The sequence below is a fragment of the Pseudacidovorax sp. DMC4 genome (assembly GCF_056314265.1).
In genome coordinates this window covers 50,373-66,401 of the sequence record NZ_JBQUYR010000011.1, presented here as the reverse complement: position 1 = coordinate 66,401, position 16,029 = coordinate 50,373, and the positions used below count along the sequence as shown (strand labels likewise).

The following is a 16,029-nucleotide window of genomic DNA, read 5'->3' as shown; positions in this document are numbered from 1 at the left end:
CGCCCTTCCTCGCAGCAAAGAAGCCGCGCTCAGTCGCCCAGCCGCGTCCGGTGCCGCGCGATCTGCGCCGTCACCTGCACCGGCGCGGTGCCGCCCAGCGTGTTGCGCGCCTCCAGCGAACCGCGCAGGCTCAGCACGCCGAACACGTCGTCCTGGATCGCCGGGTTGAACCGCTGCAGCGTGGCCAGCGGCAGCTGCGACAGGTCCACACCCTCGGCGATGGCCGTCTTGACGGCATGGGCCACCGTCTCGTGCGCGTCGCGGAAAGGCAGGCCCTTCTTCACCAGGTAGTCGGCCAGGTCGGTGGCGGTGGCGTAGCCACGCAGGGCGGCGGCCTCCATGGCCTCGCGGCGCACCGTGATGCCGCCCACCATCTCGGCAAAGATGCGCAGCGTGTCCTTGAGCGTGTCGACGGTGTCGAACAGCGGCTCCTTGTCTTCCTGGTTGTCCTTGTTGTAGGCCAGGGGCTGGCCCTTCATCAGGGTGATCAGGCCCATCAGGTGGCCGACCACGCGGCCGGTCTTGCCGCGCGCCAGCTCGGGCACGTCGGGGTTCTTCTTCTGCGGCATGATCGATGAGCCGGTGGTGAACCGGTCGGCGATCTGGATGAAGCCGAAGTTCTGGCTCATCCACAGGATCAGTTCCTCGCTGAAGCGGCTCACGTGCACCATCGCCAGGCTGGCGAAGGCGGTGAACTCGATGGCGAAGTCGCGGTCGCTCACGGCGTCCAGGCTGTTCTGGCACACGCCTTCCATGCCCAGGGTGCGGGCCACGCGCTCGCGGTCCAGCGGATAGCTGGTGCCGGCCAGGGCCGCGGCGCCCAGCGGCAGGCGGTTGACGCGGCGGCGCAGGTCGGCCAGGCGCTCGGCGTCGCGGGCGAACATCTCCACATAGGCCAGCATGTGGTGGCCGAAGCTCACCGGCTGCGCGACCTGCAGGTGGGTGAAGCCGGGCAGGATGGCGTCCACGTTCTCGGCGGCGATCTTCACCAGCGCCTTCTGCAGGTCGGTGAGCAGGCCGTCGATCAGATCGATCTCGCCGCGCAGCCACAGGCGCACATCGGTGGCGACCTGGTCGTTGCGGCTGCGGCCGGTGTGCAGACGCTTGCCGGCATCGCCCACCAGCTGCGTCAGGCGGGCCTCGATGTTCAGGTGCACGTCCTCCAGGGCCAGCTTCCACTCGAAGCTGCCAGATTCGATCTCACTGCGGATCTGACCCATCCCACGCTGGATGTCGGCCAGGTCCTGCGAACCGATGATGCCCTGGGCGGCGAGCATCTCTGCATGAGCCAGCGAGCCTTCGATGTCTGCCTGCGCAAGCCGCTTGTCGAAGAACACGCTGGAGGTGTAGCGCTGCACGAGTTCGCTCATGGGCTCGGAGAACAGCGCGGACCACGCTTCGGATTTCTTGTCGAATTGGTTCTGGGTCATGGGTCGGGGCCGCGAGGGGCCTTGGAAGAGCGGCAGGGCAGGAAGGCCGTGGAACAGAGGGGCGGCAGCGGGGTGGCGACGCGCCGTCGTGCGCGAGGCCAGGGCCATAATCGGCGGCCCCTCAGCGTCGCCAGCCATGCGAAACCCCCGGATTTTATCGGCGCGCCCTTCAGCGAGCCCTGCCCGCGCGGCCATGGCGCCGCAATCCGACTTCTGCCGGCCGGAGATGGTGATCCGGGTGGTGCTGGCCGCCGAGTTGCTGGCCGCCGTCGCGGTGGCCTTCGTGGCCGAGTCGGCCGCCGACGCACTGATGCGCTTTGCCACCGCCACGGGCGGCGTGATGCCGGCCACCCTGCTGTGGCTCATCGCGGCCTGCGCGCTGCGCCGCCGCCTGGGGCGTTGGCGCCCCGTTCCGCAGTACCTGGCGGCAGCGATCGCGGGCGTGCTGGCCGGCCTGTATGGCTGCGCGGTGCTGCAGGGCACGGGCGCGGTCGCGCAGGCGCCGTGGCTGGCGGGTGCCTGGGCGGGCGGACTCTTCGGCGCGGCGGCCATGGCGGTGATGAATCTGCGCACCGCGGCGCAGATGCCGGCCGCAGCCACGGCGCGGCTCACCGAACTGCAGCAGCGCATCCGTCCGCACTTCCTCTTCAACACGCTCAACAGCGCCATCGCCCTGGTCCGCGACGATCCGGCCCGGGCCGAGGCGATGCTGGAGGACCTGGCCGAACTCTTCCGGCAGGCGCTCGCGGAGCCCGGCGAGTCCGCCTCGCTGGCCGAGGAGATCGACCTGGCCCAGCGCTACCTGGCCATCGAGCAGGTGCGCTTCGGCCCGCGCCTTCGCATCGCCTGGCAGCTGGACGAGGCCGCAGCCGGCGCGCGCCTGCCGCCGCTGCTGCTGCAGCCGCTGGTGGAGAACGCGGTACGCCATGGCGTCGAGCCGAGCCCCGAGGGTGGCGAGCTGCGCATCCGCACCGAACGCCGCGGCTCCCGCGTGGTCATCGAGGTGGTCAACACGCTGCCGCCGCTGCGCTGGGCCGAGTCGCCCCTGCCGCGCGGCCACGGTATCGCGCTGGACAACGTCCGCAGCCGCCTGCGACTGCTGCACGACCTGCAGGCCAGCCTGAGCGCCGGCCTGGACCGCGACTGCTGGCGGGTGCGCATCGACATTCCCGCCGACCTGACGGACAAGCCGAAAAGAACGCAGTCATGAGCCTGTTGCCCGCCGACACCGCGCCGCTGCGCATCCTGCTGGTGGACGACGAGCCCCTGGCACGCGCCCGCCTGCGCACCTTGCTGGCGGACTGCCGGGCGCCGGCCGCGCAAGTCGTCGGCGAAGCCGGTGATGGCCGCGTCGTGCTGCCGCTGCTGCGCGAGACGCCGGTGGACCTGCTGCTACTGGACATCGCCATGCCCGGCCTCGACGGCATGGCGCTGGCCGACCAACTGCGCGGCCAGCCCGAGGCGCCCGCCATCGTGTTCGTCACCGCCCATGCCGAACATGCGCTGGGTGCCTTCGAGCTCGATGTCGCCGACTACCTGACCAAGCCGGTGCGCGTAGCCCGCCTGCAGGAGGCGCTGGCCCGTGCGCAGCGCCATCTGCGCCAGCGCCGCGCCGAGCCGCCCGACACCGGGCATCTGCTCATCCAGGACCGCGCGCGTCTCGAGCGCGTGCCGCTCTCCGAAGTTCTCTACCTGAAGGCCGAATTGAAATACATCACCGTGCGCACGGCGCAGCGCCAGCTGATCCTGGACGGCTCTCTCAACGACCTGGAGGCGCGGCATGGCGAGCGCTTCCTGCGGGTGCACCGCAGCACGCTGGTGGCGCGCGGCGCGATCCGGGCCCTGGAGCGCCACGATGGCGGGGAGGACGCCGAGGGCTGGGCCGTGCGCCTTGCCGGCCTGCAGGAGCTGCTGCCGGTGTCGCGCCGGCAACTGCAAGCGGTGCGCGACGCGCTGCGGGAGCGCTCGGAATGAGCGCCCCGGTGCCGCCATCCGGCGCTGGCACAGACGTGCCCGAGGTCGTCGCTCTCGAACCCTCGGAACCCCCGCCGTCCGCGGCCGAGTCGGCCACCGACCGGGCCATCCGCGAGGCCGAGGCCGAGCGCGCCCGGGGCGCGGTGCCCGAGCCGGGCAGCAGCGATCCACCGCGCCTTCTGTTGCACATGCCGGTCGATGTGCGCAGCGCCTCGCTCGTCATCCTCGGCGTGCTGGCCTGCATCTACACGCTGCGCTGGGCGTCGGCGGTGCTGATCCCGCTGGCACTGAGCCTGATGCTCGTCTATGCCCTCTCGCCCGTCGTCGATCGGCTGGAGCGCTGGCGTCTGCCACGCTGGGCCGGCGCCGCGGTGCTGCTGCTGGCCCTGACCGGCGGCACCGCCTGGACCGGCTATTCGCTCGCGGGCAGCGCCGGCCAGCTGGTCGACGCGCTGCCCGCGGCGGCCCAGAAGCTGCGCAATGCCATCCGCACCAAGTCGGTCAAGGCGAGCCCGCTGGACACCGTGCAGCAGGCTGCCGACCACCTGGAGCGCGCCGCCAATGAAGGCTCGCCCACCACCTTCCGCCGCGGCGTGCAGCGCGTGATCATCGAGCGCCCGCCCTTCAACGTGCGCGACTATCTCTGGAGCGGCACCGTGGGCCTGATGGAAGGCGCCGGTCAGGCCACGCTGGTGCTCTTCCTCACCTTCTTCGCGCTGTGCTCGGGCGACACCTTCCGGCGCAAGCTGGTCAAGATGGCCGGACCCAGCCTGCACAAGAAGAAGGTCACGGTGCACGTGCTGGACGACATCACGGGCCACATCCAGCGCTACCTGCTGGTTCAGATCCTCAGCAGCGCGCTGGTGGGCGTGACCACCGGCCTGGCCTTCTGGGCGCTGGGGCTGGAGAACGCGGCCGTGTGGGGCATCATCGCGGGCGTCACCAACCTCATCCCCTACATTGGCTCGGTGCTGGTGCTGGGGGCGGCGGGCCTGGTGGCCTTCCTGCAGTTCGGCACCATCGGCATGGCGCTGCTGGTGGCCGGCACCTCGCTGTTGATCCACACGCTGGTGGGCAACCTGCTGGTGCCCTGGCTCACCAGTCGCAGTTCGCGCATGAACCCGGTGGCGGTGTTCGTGGGCGTGATCTTCTGGGCCTGGATCTGGGGCGTGTGGGGGCTGCTCCTGGGCATGCCGATCATGATGGTCATCAAGTCGGTCTGCGACCGGGTGGACGACCTTCGGCCGGTGGGCGAGCTGCTGGGCGATTGAACGGCCGCGCGGCCCGCGGCACCCGTTGCGGGCACTGTGCGGCGAAGCCGAGCGCCGACCTCGCCGCTCAGCGCGCGCCCGAGCCCAGCGCGAAGGGCTGCATCAACCCCGTCATGGGCTTCGGCAGCGGATGCGCCAGCTCGCCGCGCTTGCTGGTCTTCAGGCCGAGCGAGACCAGCGACTCCAGCAGCGTCACACCGGCGGACACGCCGTCGATCACCGGCACGCCCAGTTCTTCCGACAGCGAGCGGCACAGGTCGGCCATGCCGGCGCAGCCCAGCACCAGCACGTCGCAGCCGTCCTCGTCCAGCGCGCGGCGGCATTCGTCGAGGATGCGTGCGCGGGCGTTGGAGCGCGGGTCTTCAAGTTCCAGCACCGGCAGCTCGCAGGCCCGGACGCGGGCGCAGAAGCGGGCCATGCCATAGGCCTCCGCCAGGTGGTGCGCCTGGCCCATGGTGCGCGCCAGCGTGGTGACCACGGTGAAGCGGCTGCCGATGAAGCTGGCCGCATGCATCGCCGCCTCGGCGATGCCCAGCACCGGGCCGCGGGCCAGCTCGCGGGCGGCCTTCAGGCCCGGGTCGCCGAAGCAGGCGATCAGGTAGCCGTCCACGCCCGCGGCCTCGCCGGCCGCGATCTCGGCCAGCAGGCCTGGCGTGGCCAGGGCCTCGTCGTAGTGGCTTTCGATGGAGACCGGGCCCATCGCCGGGCTCACGGCGATGACCTCGGTGCCCGGCCGCGCCGCGGCGCGGGCGCAGGCACCGATCTTGTCGGTCATGCTCTGGGTGGTGTTGGGGTTGATGACCTTGATGCGCATGGACAGGGCGTTTTCTTCGGAATCAGGAGCGGCGGGACAGCACAGCGTAGATGACGAAGCCCAGTCCCATGCCGATGAACCAGGCGTAGTTGGCGGCGCCGCGCCAGGCCGGCACCAACACGCACAGGATCGGGATCAGGGCCGAGGGCACCATCGTGGCGACGGCCTTCAGGTTGTAGCCATGGCTGTACCAGTACAGGCCGGTGGGCTTCATGGTGTAGAGATCGTCCACTACGACGTGCTGGCGGCGCACCAGGTAGAAGTCGGCGATCAGGATGCCGAACAGCGGGCCGATGAAGGAGCCCAGGATGTCCAGCGTGTAGTGGATCACCTCGGGGTTGTTGTAGAGGTTCCAGGGCGTGATGAAGATCGAGCCCACGGCGGCGATCATGCCGCCGGTGCGCCAGCTGATGTGCTGCGGCGCCACGTTGGAGAAGTCGAAGGCCGGCGAGACGAAGTTGGCCACGATGTTGATGCCGATGGTGGCGATCATGAAGGTCAGCGCGCCCAGCACCACGGCGGTGGTGGAGTCGATCTTGCCCACGGTGTGCACCGGATCGGTGATCAGTTCGCCGAACACGGGCAGCGTGGCGGCGGTGGTGATCACCGTCAGCAGCGAGAAGAACACGAAGTTGACCGGCAGGCCCCAGAAGTTGCCCTTCTTCACCGCGTCGAAGCTCTTGCCGTAGCGCGAGAAGTCGCCGAAGTTGAGCATCGGGCCGCTGAAGTAGCTCACCACCAGCGCGATGGCCGACAGCATCACCGGCAGCGCGTCCCAGCCTTCGAACTTGACGCCGCCCAGATTGAGGTCGATGTTCTTCCAGCCGGCCTTCCACACCAGCCAGCCGCACAGGATGGCCATGACCACGTACACGCCCGGGCCGGCCCAGTCGATGAACTTGCGGATGGCTTCCATGCCATGCCAGAACACGAAGGCCTGCAGCACCCACATCACCATGAAGGCGACCCAGCCCAGTGTCGACAGGCCGGCGAAGCCGTGCTGTGCCACGTCGGCGTAGGGTGCCAGGTTGGGAAAGAGGTGCAGCGCCATCACCATGAAAGCGGCCGAGGCCAGGTAAGTCTGGATGCCGTACCACGCCACCGCGATCAGCCCCCGGATGATGGCCGGGATGTTGGCGCCCTTGACGCCGAAGGAGGCGCGGCAGATCACGGGATACGGCGTGCCCGTGACCTGGCTGGGCTTGGCCACCAGGTTGCAGAAGAACTGCACGATCACGATGCCCACGAGCAGGGCCACCAGCACCTGCCAGCTGGACAGCCCCAGCGCGAACAGGCTACCCGCCGTGATGTAGCCGCCCACGCTGTGCACATCGGACATCCAGAAGGCAAAGATGTTGTATTGCCCCCAGGTCTGCTGCTTCAGCGGTGCCAGGTCCTCGTTGGTGAGCGCCGGGTCGTAGCCGGGCTTGATGAGGGCGTGCGATGCCGCGTTGCCGTGGCCGAGGGGCTCTGCCGCGGCAGCGGCGGCGAGCGGGGTGGTGGTGGCCGTGTTCATGGGGGCTCCTGATCGGGTCGTTGGAGGGGTGCGGCGCCGGTCAGGCCGCGTGGAACTGAACGAATTGGGTGCATTATTTGTATACAAAAATTGGATCGCAAGCGCTGTGCCAGTTGCGCGGCTCAGGAGATTCCCGAGGTCGGATCCGAAATGAGCACGGAGGATGCGCGGTGACAACCCGGTGCGATGCGCCCAAAAGCTAGCGCACGCTTACGCCAGATTGATGGTCAATGCTGGAATAGGGGCGCGAGCGGCTTCCCGACGGAGCTGACCGGGGCGTCCAGGCCGCCGTCCGATGGCAATGAGCGAGCCGACCACCGGGTTCTCATGCCTCGGTCGCGCCGGCACCAGCGGCGCAAGAGCCATTCAGGCGGCGCCGCGTCGCGGTGCGACGGGCACCAAGGCGGCGCGCAGCCGCTGCACGTCCGCATCCGGCGCCGCCTCGGGCTCCAGTGCCCGCTCGACGTTGCCGATGTGCGCCAGCATCAACGTGCGGGCGCGGGCGGTGTCGCCGTCTTCCAGCGCCGCGACGATGGCGGCGTGCTCGGCGCACGATTCGCTGGCCTCGTGCCGCGACTGGTAGAGCGTGGCCGCCAGCGTGGTGCGCGCCGTCAGGTCGCGCAGCACGTCGGTCAGCAGGCGGTGGCCCATCTGCTCGGCCAGGCAGACATGGAAGTCGGCCAGCAGGAAGGCGCGGGTGGCGGCGTCGGCCCCTTCGATGGCCCGTTGCTCGTCCCGCACGTGGGTGCGCAGGGTGCGGATCACCTGGGCCAGCGGCCGGCCCGCGTCGGACAGGATGCCGGATTCGACGATGCGCCGCGCCGCGAAGGCGTCGCGCGCCTCCTCGGCCGAGGGCTGCACCACGAACCAGCCGCGCTTGCTTTGCACCTCCACGAAGCCGCGCGCCTGCAGCTGCATCAGCGCCTCGCGCACCATGGTGCGGCTGACGCCGAAGAGGTCGGCCAGGGCCTGTTCGCCCAGGCGCTGGCCGGGCGCCAGCTTCTGCGCCAGGATCGCCTCCACGACGCGGCGGGCGATGGCGGTGGGGCTCACAACGCTGTCGGTATCGGCCATGGGCCGCATTCTCACCGGCCGTCGGCGTGGCCGAGGACGGCCGTGTCGAGCGTGGCGGGCAGCTCGCCGTCCAGCACCCGGCGGGCGCGCTCGCGGTCGATGTCGCCTTCCCAGGCGGCGATGGCCACCGTGGCCACGCAGTTGCCGACCAGGTTGCCCAGCGCGCGGGCGATGCCCATGAACCAGTCCACCGACAGCACCAGCACCAGCCCGATGGCCGGGATGGCCGGAATCGCATGCAGCGTGGCCGCCAGTACCACGATGGCCGAGCCCGGCACGCCGTGCGCGCCCTTGGACGTCACCAGCGCGATGGCCAGGATGGTCAGCAGATCGGCGGTGGAGACCGGCGTGTTGGTGGCCTGCGCGATGAACACCGCCGCCAGCGTGATGTAGATCGAGAAGGCGTCCAGGTTGAAGGAATAGCCGGTGGGAATGACCAGGCCCACCGTCGAGTCGCGCACGCCCAGGTGGCGCAGCTTGGCCATGATCTGCGGCAGCACGCTGTCCGACGAGGTGGTGGCGAACACCACGGCCAGCTCCTCGCGCAGGTAGCGCAGCAGCTTCCAGAGCGAGAAGCCCGAGATGCGCATCACCAGCCCCAGCACCACGAACACGAAGAACAGCACCGCGCCGTAGAACAGCGCCACCAGCATGCCCAGCTGCTTGAGCGAGCCCACGCCGTAGCGGCCCACCGTGAAGGCGATGGCGCCCAACACGCCCAGCGGCGCCAGCTTGATCAGGATGCCCATGATCTTGAACAGCACCAGCGACAGCGTGTCCACCAGCTGCGCCACGGGCCGGCCGGTGTCGCCCAGCAGCGTGAGCGCGCAGCCGAAGAGCACCGCGAACAGCAGTACCTGCAGCACGTCGCCGGTGGCGAAGGCGCTGACCACGGTGGTGGGGATCAGCTTCATCAGGAAGTCCACCGTGCCGCCGCTGGTGAGCTTGTCGGCATTGGAGGCATAGGCGCTCATGGCCGAGGCGTCCAGCGCCTTCGGGTCCACGTTCATGCCCACGCCGGGCTGGAACCACCAGGCCAGCAGCAGGCCCAGCGCCAGGGCGACGGTGGTCAGCACCTCGAAGTACACCAGCGCCTTCACACCCACCCGGCCGACGCGCTTGAGGTCGCCCGCACCGGCGATGCCGTGCACCACGACGCAGAACACCAGCACCGGGATGATCATCTTGATCAGCTTGATGAAGCCGTCGCCCAGCGGCTTGAGCTTGACGGCGAACTCGGGCGCGAGCAGGCCGGCGGCCACGCCGAGCACCAGCGCGATGACGACCTGGCCGAAGAGGGAGCGTGCGAAGCGGAACATGGGAGGTGCCTTCCGTGGGTATGCGGGCAAGCCCGGGCTTCGACGCCCGGCCACGCCCGTTAATCTTGCATGCAAGCAATGTAGGCAAGCGACGCATGCCAGCATCAGCGGGTAATCCCGGGTGCGTGACGACCGGGGCGCGGCGACGGTCGGCGCAGGCGATGCGGCATTGCCGAAGAAGGAGACCCCCCGATGGACCGACTGCAGGCCATGGAAATGTTCGTGCGCGTGGCCGAGAGCGGCAGCTTCTCGCAGGCGGCGCGCGAGTTCCACACCACCCAGCCCACCGTGACCAAGCAGGTGGCCGCCACCGAGCGGCGCCTGGGCGTGCGGCTGCTCAACCGCAACACCCGCGGCGTGAGCCTGACCGAGGCCGGCGCGCTCTATTACGAGAAGTGCAAGGCCATCGTGCGCGAGGTGCAGGCCGCCGACGACATCGCGCGCCAGGCCCGCAGCGAGGCGCAGGGCCTGCTGCGCATCGGGACCTCGGTGGCCTTTGGCCGACGGGTGGTGGTGCCGCTGGCGCTGGAGTTCATGCGCGCCCATCCGCAGGTGCAGGTGGACCTGAGCTTCGACGACCGCTACGTGGACCTGGTCGCCCAGGGCATCGACGTGGCCATCCGCATGGGCAAGTTGGCCGATTCCACGCTCGGCGCGCGCTACCTGGGCAGCAATCCGTGGGTGATGGTCGCCTCGCCCGCCTACCTGGAGGCGCATGGCACACCCGTTTCGGCGGCGGAGCTGTCCGCACACCAGGCGCTGATCTACAGCAGCGTGGTGGGTGACGACGTGTGGCGCCTGCACGGGCCAGGTGGCGAGGCGCTGACGGTGCCAGTGGCCGGGCGGCTGCGCTCCAACAACCTGTCGGCGGTGCTGGCGGCGGCGCGGGAGGGGCTGGGCATCGCCCTCATGCCGCGCTACGTGGCGGAGGAGTCACTGGCACAGGGGCGGCTGCTGCCGGTGCTGGCCGATTACCGGCTGCAGGAGCAGGAGATCCATGCCGTCTTTCCCTCGCCGCGGCTGGTGCCGGCCAAGGTGGCGGCCTTCACGGCCTTCCTGCAGGGCCGCTTCGGCGAAGGCTGGTGGCGCTCGGGTTGACCGCGCGGCGGCGCGGTACCGGCAATCCGGCTGGCGGGTCGTCGGCGCTGCGCTCAGGTATGCGGCGCGTTGCCGTCCTCGTCGTTCGAGGCCATGAACAGCCCCCACACCGCCATGAACAGCGCCGCCACCACCGGCCCGATCACGAAGCCGCTGATGCCGAACAGTGCCATGCCGCCGATGGTGGAGATCAGCACGATGTAGTCGGGCATCTGCGTGTCCTTGCCCACCAGGATGGGGCGCAGCAGGTTGTCGACCAGGCCGATCACGAACACGCCCACGAAGACCAGCGCCAGGCCCTTGACGAGGGCGCCGGTCGCCAGGAAGTAGATGGCCACCGGCGCCCAGATCAGCGCCGCGCCCACGGCCGGCAGCAGCGACAGGAAGGCCATCACCACGCCCCACAGCAGCGCGCCCTGCACGCCCAGCGCCCAGAAAGCCAGCCCGCCGATGGTGCCCTGCACCGCCGCCACCACCACGTTGCCCTTGACGGTGGCGCGGATGACGGTGGTGAACTTGTTGAGCAGGTAGTGGGTGTGAGGCCGCGCCAGCGGCACGGCTTCGCGGATGGTCTTGGACAGGTCCGCGCCGTCACGCAGCAGGAAGAACAGCAGGTAGAGCATCACGAAGAAGCTCACCAGGAAGTCGAAGGTGTTCTGGCCGATGCTCAGCGCCTGCGAAGCCAGCATCTGGCTGCCCTGGGCGGCGCCGGCGCTGAGCTTTTCGAGGACGGCCTCCAGGTTGCCCAGCCCGAAACGGTCCAGCAGATTGGTGACCCACGTCGGCAGCGCGCCCACGATCTGCTGGAAATAGTTGACGAAATTGAGCTCGCCCGAGCGGATGCGCTGGGTGACCAGCACCACATCCTGCACCAGCGTCACCGCGATCATCGACAGCGGGATGATCACGATCACCAGCACGAGGGCCAGGGTGGCGAGCGCCGCCGGGGTGCGCCGCCGGTTGCCGAACTTGTTCAGCAGCCGCTTGTAGAGCGGCGTGAACAGAATGGCCAGCGCCACGCCCCACAGCACGGCCCCGAAGAAGGGCATCAGGATCCAGACGAAGGCGACGGTGACCGCCGCCAGCAGGAACAGGAAGAAGCCGCGCTGCAGCTGAGGGGAGTTCATGGTGGCAGCGAATGTAGCCGCCCGCCATGACCGCAAGCTGTCGGAGGGGATGCCGCCGACACCGGGGCCGGCGTGCGCTTCTTCACGAAGCGCCCAGACTTCTTCACTCCATCGGGATGTTGGCCCGGTGGGCCAGGGCGCGGTAGCGCGAGATCTCGCCTTCCATCTGGCTGCGGAAGGCCGCGGCGTCGATCCACACGGGCTCCATGCCCTGGGCCTTGAGCGTGGCCTGCAGCGCAGGGTCGGCCAGCAGGGCGCGTGTTTCCCTGGCCAGGCGGTCGAGTGCGACGGCGGGGCTGCGGGCCGGCGCGGCCAGGCCGTACCAGGCGTCGAAGGTGGCGTCGGGCAGGCCCAGTTCGGCCAGGGTCTTCACGTCGGGCAGCAGGCTGGAGCGCGTGGCGCCGACGATGCCCAGGGCGCGCAGCTTGCCGGCGCGCACATGCGGTGCCACCGCGGCGACGGTGTCGATGCCCATCTCGATCTCGCCGCCCATCACGGCAATGGTGGCCTGGGCGCTGCCCTTGTACGGCACGTCCTGCAGCTTCGCGCCGCAAGCCAGGGCGAAGAGCTCGCCCGCCAGGTGCGGGCCGGAGCCGCTGCCGAAGGTGGCATAGCGGATCGACTGCGGCTTGGCGTTCGCGGCGCGCACCAGTTCGTCGACGGTGCGCCACGGCGCGCTGGCCGCCACCACCAGCACCAGCGGCGTGCGCGCCACGATGCCGATGGGCGCCAGATCGCGCACCGGGTCATAGGGCAGCTTGGCGCGCAGCGCGGCATTGACGCTGTAGCTGGTGGAGCCCGACAGCAGCAGCGTGTAGCCGTCCGGCGCGGCCTTGGCCACGGCATCGGTGCCGATGATGGTGGAGGCTCCCGGCTTGTTGTCGATCACCACCGGCTGGCCCAGCCGCTCGGCCAGCCTCTGGCCCAGGGCGCGCGCCACGATGTCGGTGCCGCCACCGGGCGGGAAAGGCACCACCAGGCGCACGCTGCGGCTGGGCCAGGGCTCCTGCGCGAAGCCGAGGGAAGGCAGGGCGGCGCCGAGGGCGAAGGCGGCGCCGGTGCCGAGGAAGTGGCGTTTGTTCATGGAAGGTCCTTGCTGGAAGTTCGAAATGGAATCGGTTCAGCCCATGGCGCGATCCGGCCAGGGCGCCGCGCCCGGCTCGCCCAGGTCCCAGTACAGGCCGGCCATCACGGCCAGGCCTTCGCGCACCAGGGGCACCAGCAGGTGTTCGTTGGGCGCATGCTGGGCGCAGCCGGCATGGCCGTGCGGCACCCACAGCGTCGGCAGGCCCAGCTGGGTGGCGAAGATGTCGTTGGGCAGGGAGCCGGCCAGGTTGGGCAGCAGATGCGGTGCGTGGCCAGCGCTGCGGGTGATCGAGCCGACCGCCCATTCCACCCAGGGGTTGCGCAGGTCGAGCCGGGTCGCGGCGCCCGCGAGCGTCACCTGGACCTCGACGTCCTCGAACCCATGGGCCGCCAGATGCGCCTGCACATGCTCGGCGGTTCGCTCCCAGTCGGTGCCCACTACGAAGCGCAACTGGCAGTGCGCCGCGGCCTGGTGCGGAATGGCGTTGATCGGCCGCTGCGGGTTGCCGGCTTCCAGGGCCAGCACCTCGAAGGTGTTCCAGGCCACCAGCCGCTCGGCGGGCAGGAGGCCCGGCTCACCCCAGTCGGCATCCAGCGGCGGATCGTCCGGCTCGGCGCCGATGGGAATGTCGGCCAGGGCGCGGCGCACGGCGTCGTCCACTGGCGGCGGACGCAGCGCCTCGACCAGCAGCCGTCCGCGTGCATCCGCCAGCGTGCCCACCGCATGGGCGATGCGCGTGGCCGGATTGGCCAGCACGCCACCCCAGTTGCCCGAGTGGTAGCCGCGCGTGCGGCCGCTGCGGATGCGCAGCGTGAAGTTGACGGCCCCGCGCGAACCGAGGAAGAGCGTGGGCTGGCGCGTGCCCACCCGCGGTCCGTCGCTGGCGATGAACAGGTCGGCCGCCAGCGCGGCGCGCTCGGCCGCGCACACGGCGGCCAGGCCGGGCGAGGCGGCTTCCTCGCCGGTCTCGAACAGCCAGGTCATGTTGAAGCCGAGCCGGCCGCCGCGGGCCTGCAGCACGGCCTCCAGCGCGGCCAGCGCGATGCTGTGCTGGCCCTTGTTGTCGGATGTGCCGCGGCCGTACCAGCGCTCGCCCTCGGCCACCAGCGTCCAGGGCGCGAGGCCCTCGCGCCATTGGGCATCCTGGCCGCTCACCACGTCGCCGTGGCCATAGCTCAGCAGCGTGGGCAGGGCCGGATCCTCGATGCGGCGGGCGATGAGGAAGGGGCCGCCCTTCGGGTCGGGGTTGGGGCAGAGCCGGCAGTCGAAGCCCAGGGCTTCGAGGCTGGGGCGCAGCTCGTCCGTCAGGTAGGCGGCGAGGGCGGGCGGCACGCTGCCGCCATCGCTTTCGGTGCGCAGGGCGACCCGGCGGCGCAGGTCGGCGAAGAGGCGGCCGCTGTCGAGGGCCGACTGGGCCAGGGTGAGGGCATCGTTTCGGTGCATGGGTGATCCTGTGCCGGCGATGCATGCAAGGGGAAGGCCGGAAACCCGTTGCCTGGCCTATCGTTTTGTCGCGGCCGTATTGCCTGGCAGGCAATGGTGGCGGGGGCAGAATCGGTCGCCATGGCCCGTGCTCCCCAACTGCTCAGCATCCCGATGCGCCACTTCCTGGAGGTGGCGCAGACCGGCTCGGTCAACCAGGCGGCCGCCCGGCTGCATGTGGCGCCCTCGGCCGTGAGCCGGCAGATCGCCCGGCTGGAGGACGAGATGGGCACGCCGCTCTTCGAGCGCCGCACCCGCGGCATGACGCCCACCGCCGCCGGCGAGCGCCTGGCTGCCTACCTGCGCCATGCGGTGGCCGACGGCCTGCAGGCGCTGGAGCAGGCGAGCGCCCTGGGCCGCGTGCAGGCGCAGCGCGTGTGCGTGGCCTGCACCGAAGGCTTCGCGCCGCAGTTCATGCCGGGCGCGATGCAGGCCTTCCGCGATGCGCATGGCGAGGCGCGGCTGGAGTTGCGTGTCGGCTCGCCCGACGAGGTCGCGCGCTGGCTGCTGCGCGGTGAGGCGGACCTGGGCCTCAAGTACAGCGTGGCGCCCGAATCGGAACTGCATGTGGAATACGAGGCGCCTGCGCCCGTCTATGCCGTGATGGCGCCCGAGCATCCGCTGGCGCGCCACACGGCGGTGGAGGTGGCGCAGGTGGTGGCCTTTCCGCTGTATCTCGGCAGCCGCGGCATGACCACGCGCCAGCTCTTCGACCAGGCCTGCAGCCTGCAGGGGCTGCGCTATGTGGCGGCCTTCGAGAGCAACTTCTCGTCGGTGCTGCTGCCCTTGCTGCGCATGCCGGGCATCGTGCTGTCGGGCCACCTGACGGTGGCGCACCTGATCGCCGACGGCACGGTGTTGGCGCGGCCTTTTGCCGAGGCGCCCCTGCAGCAGCGGCGGCTGCGGCTGCTGTCGCTGCCCGGCCGCACGCCCACCGAGCCGGTGCGGGCCTTTGCCACGCACCTGGCGCAGGCCATCCAGGCGGTCGGGCGGCGCAAGCTGGGGCGGGCGAGGCGGGCGGCGCCGGCGCGAGTCCCGATCTCACCCAGCCGTTCGGGCTGAGCGCGTGGAAGGCCCGGGGCCGGCGCTTCGACAGGCTCAGCGCGAACGGGTGTGGGGGCATCAGGCCCGCGCGGATCGCTCTGGCATCGGGCTCACCGCCGCCAACCTGCACGGCTATGCTCGCCGCTCCTCCTCCCGCCCTCTTGCCCATGGCCCTGCACGTCTGGTTCGTCTACGCCCTCGCGGCCCTCGGCCTGTCGCTTTCGCCCGGCCCCAACAGCCTGCTGGCGCTGACACACGGCGCGCTGCATGGCCGGCGCCGCACGCTCTACACGCTGTTCGGCGGCAGCCTGGGCTTCCTGCTGGTCATCGCGCTGTCGATGTTCGGCATCGGCGCGCTGCTGAAGGCCTCGCTGGTGTGGCTCACGGTGCTCAAGTGGGTGGGCGGTGCCTACCTGGTGTGGCTGGGCGTACAGGTGTGGCGCGCGCCGCCCATCCAGGTGGCGCGGCCGCCGAATGCGGCGCAGGCGCGGGGTGCCACGCTGTTCCGCCAGGGCTTCCTGGCGGCGGCGACCAATCCCAAGGGGATTCTGTTCTTCGCCGCCTTCCTGCCGCAGTTCGTGGACCCGGCCCGCAACGTGGCCGTGCAGTTCGCGGTGATGGCGTGCACCTTCCTGCTGATCGAGTTCCTGACCGAACTGGTGCTGGCCAGCCTGGCCCAGCGCATCACCGCCTGGCTGGCGCGTGTGGGCCGCGGCTTCAACCGGGCCTGCGGCGCGCTGTTTGCGGCCATCGGCATCCTGTTGCCGCTGCGCGGCTGATCGCGTTGTGCCGC

14 protein-coding genes are annotated in these 16,029 nt (G+C 70.4%); 6 read left to right on the top strand and 8 right to left on the bottom strand.

Annotated elements, in window-relative coordinates:
- Positions 1 to 29: 29 nt before the first annotated feature.
- Positions 30 to 1,430 (bottom strand): argininosuccinate lyase, encoded by a 1,401-nt coding sequence (gene argH / locus ACT54X_RS20085; protein ID WP_476348137.1) that lies wholly within the window; start codon positions 1,428 to 1,430, stop codon positions 30 to 32.
- Between the two features lie 136 nt (positions 1,431 to 1,566).
- On the opposite strand from argH, the gene ACT54X_RS20080 reads away from it, so the two are divergent.
- Genes ACT54X_RS20080 through ACT54X_RS20070 form a run of 3 tightly spaced genes read left to right on the top strand, consistent with a single transcriptional unit; the run spans position 1,567 to position 4,675 of the window.
- A complete protein-coding gene (locus ACT54X_RS20080) occupies positions 1,567 to 2,640 on the top strand; it encodes a sensor histidine kinase (RefSeq protein ID WP_476348135.1) in 1,074 nt (357 codons plus the stop codon).
- The gene (locus ACT54X_RS20075; RefSeq protein ID WP_294375704.1) at positions 2,637 to 3,404 is read left to right on the top strand and encodes a LytR/AlgR family response regulator transcription factor; all 768 of its coding nucleotides are present in this window, start codon (positions 2,637 to 2,639) and stop codon (positions 3,402 to 3,404) included. The genes ACT54X_RS20080 and ACT54X_RS20075 overlap by 4 nt, the downstream gene beginning before the upstream one ends.
- Positions 3,401 to 4,675: an AI-2E family transporter gene (locus tag ACT54X_RS20070; RefSeq protein WP_476348133.1), complete on the top strand. Its 1,275-nt coding sequence runs from the start codon at positions 3,401 to 3,403 to the stop codon at positions 4,673 to 4,675. The genes ACT54X_RS20075 and ACT54X_RS20070 overlap by 4 nt, the downstream gene beginning before the upstream one ends.
- Before the next feature lie 67 nt (positions 4,676 to 4,742).
- On the opposite strand, the gene ACT54X_RS20065 is transcribed toward ACT54X_RS20070, so the two are convergent.
- From ACT54X_RS20065 to ACT54X_RS20050, 4 genes are all read right to left on the bottom strand, one after another.
- The gene (locus ACT54X_RS20065) at positions 4,743 to 5,489 is read right to left on the bottom strand and encodes an aspartate/glutamate racemase family protein (RefSeq protein ID WP_476348131.1); all 747 of its coding nucleotides are present in this window, start codon (positions 5,487 to 5,489) and stop codon (positions 4,743 to 4,745) included.
- Between the two features lie 22 nt (positions 5,490 to 5,511).
- Complete coding sequence (locus tag ACT54X_RS20060) at positions 5,512 to 7,005, bottom strand: NCS1 family nucleobase:cation symporter-1 (protein ID WP_354319442.1); 1,494 nt, start codon at positions 7,003 to 7,005, stop codon at positions 5,512 to 5,514.
- A 366-nt stretch (positions 7,006 to 7,371) separates the two neighbouring features.
- Positions 7,372 to 8,079, bottom strand: a complete 708-nt coding sequence (locus tag ACT54X_RS20055; RefSeq protein WP_294375716.1) for a GntR family transcriptional regulator — start codon at positions 8,077 to 8,079, stop codon at positions 7,372 to 7,374.
- An 11-nt stretch (positions 8,080 to 8,090) separates the two neighbouring features.
- Complete coding sequence (locus tag ACT54X_RS20050) at positions 8,091 to 9,398, bottom strand: C4-dicarboxylate transporter DctA (RefSeq protein WP_476348128.1); 1,308 nt, start codon at positions 9,396 to 9,398, stop codon at positions 8,091 to 8,093.
- Positions 9,399 to 9,590: 192 nt separating this feature from the next.
- On the opposite strand from ACT54X_RS20050, the gene ACT54X_RS20045 reads away from it, so the two are divergent.
- Positions 9,591 to 10,496, top strand: coding sequence for a LysR family transcriptional regulator (locus ACT54X_RS20045; protein WP_476348126.1), 906 nt, complete (start codon positions 9,591 to 9,593; stop codon positions 10,494 to 10,496).
- A 53-nt stretch (positions 10,497 to 10,549) separates the two neighbouring features.
- Here the strand turns inward: ACT54X_RS20045 and ACT54X_RS20040 are convergent, their stop codons facing one another.
- The 3 genes from ACT54X_RS20040 to ACT54X_RS20030 form a co-directional block, all read right to left on the bottom strand.
- Positions 10,550 to 11,623 (bottom strand): AI-2E family transporter, encoded by a 1,074-nt coding sequence (locus ACT54X_RS20040; RefSeq protein ID WP_476348125.1) that lies wholly within the window; start codon positions 11,621 to 11,623, stop codon positions 10,550 to 10,552.
- 103 nt (positions 11,624 to 11,726) lie between these two features.
- A complete protein-coding gene (locus ACT54X_RS20035) occupies positions 11,727 to 12,707 on the bottom strand; it encodes a Bug family tripartite tricarboxylate transporter substrate binding protein (RefSeq protein WP_476348123.1) in 981 nt (326 codons plus the stop codon).
- A 36-nt stretch (positions 12,708 to 12,743) separates the two neighbouring features.
- Complete coding sequence (locus ACT54X_RS20030; RefSeq protein ID WP_476348121.1) at positions 12,744 to 14,153, bottom strand: M20 family metallopeptidase; 1,410 nt, start codon at positions 14,151 to 14,153, stop codon at positions 12,744 to 12,746.
- 120 nt (positions 14,154 to 14,273) lie between these two features.
- On the opposite strand from ACT54X_RS20030, the gene ACT54X_RS20025 reads away from it, so the two are divergent.
- Positions 14,274 to 15,254: a LysR family transcriptional regulator gene (locus ACT54X_RS20025; protein WP_476348119.1), complete on the top strand. Its 981-nt coding sequence runs from the start codon at positions 14,274 to 14,276 to the stop codon at positions 15,252 to 15,254.
- Positions 15,255 to 15,403: 149 nt separating this feature from the next.
- Positions 15,404 to 16,015 (top strand): LysE family translocator, encoded by a 612-nt coding sequence (locus tag ACT54X_RS20020; RefSeq protein ID WP_476348117.1) that lies wholly within the window; start codon positions 15,404 to 15,406, stop codon positions 16,013 to 16,015.
- The last annotated feature ends 14 nt before the right edge of the window (positions 16,016 to 16,029 follow it).

Bases quoted from the DNA above. Each gene is read 5' to 3' on its own strand.
- argH (WP_476348137.1), bottom strand. From the start codon at position 1,430: ATGACCCAGAACCAATTCGACAAGAAATCCGAAGCGTGGTCCGCGCTG.
- ACT54X_RS20080 (WP_476348135.1), top strand. From the start codon at position 1,567: ATGCGAAACCCCCGGATTTTATCGGCGCGCCCTTCAGCGAGCCCTGCC.
- ACT54X_RS20075 (WP_294375704.1), top strand. From the start codon at position 2,637: ATGAGCCTGTTGCCCGCCGACACCGCGCCGCTGCGCATCCTGCTGGTG.
- ACT54X_RS20070 (WP_476348133.1), top strand. From the start codon at position 3,401: ATGAGCGCCCCGGTGCCGCCATCCGGCGCTGGCACAGACGTGCCCGAG.
- ACT54X_RS20065 (WP_476348131.1), bottom strand. From the start codon at position 5,489: ATGCGCATCAAGGTCATCAACCCCAACACCACCCAGAGCATGACCGAC.
- ACT54X_RS20060 (WP_354319442.1), bottom strand. From the start codon at position 7,005: ATGAACACGGCCACCACCACCCCGCTCGCCGCCGCTGCCGCGGCAGAG.
- ACT54X_RS20055 (WP_294375716.1), bottom strand. From the start codon at position 8,079: ATGGCCGATACCGACAGCGTTGTGAGCCCCACCGCCATCGCCCGCCGC.
- ACT54X_RS20050 (WP_476348128.1), bottom strand. From the start codon at position 9,398: ATGTTCCGCTTCGCACGCTCCCTCTTCGGCCAGGTCGTCATCGCGCTG.
- ACT54X_RS20045 (WP_476348126.1), top strand. From the start codon at position 9,591: ATGGACCGACTGCAGGCCATGGAAATGTTCGTGCGCGTGGCCGAGAGC.
- ACT54X_RS20040 (WP_476348125.1), bottom strand. From the start codon at position 11,623: ATGAACTCCCCTCAGCTGCAGCGCGGCTTCTTCCTGTTCCTGCTGGCG.
- ACT54X_RS20035 (WP_476348123.1), bottom strand. From the start codon at position 12,707: ATGAACAAACGCCACTTCCTCGGCACCGGCGCCGCCTTCGCCCTCGGC.
- ACT54X_RS20030 (WP_476348121.1), bottom strand. From the start codon at position 14,153: ATGCACCGAAACGATGCCCTCACCCTGGCCCAGTCGGCCCTCGACAGC.
- ACT54X_RS20025 (WP_476348119.1), top strand. From the start codon at position 14,274: ATGGCCCGTGCTCCCCAACTGCTCAGCATCCCGATGCGCCACTTCCTG.
- ACT54X_RS20020 (WP_476348117.1), top strand. From the start codon at position 15,404: ATGGCCCTGCACGTCTGGTTCGTCTACGCCCTCGCGGCCCTCGGCCTG.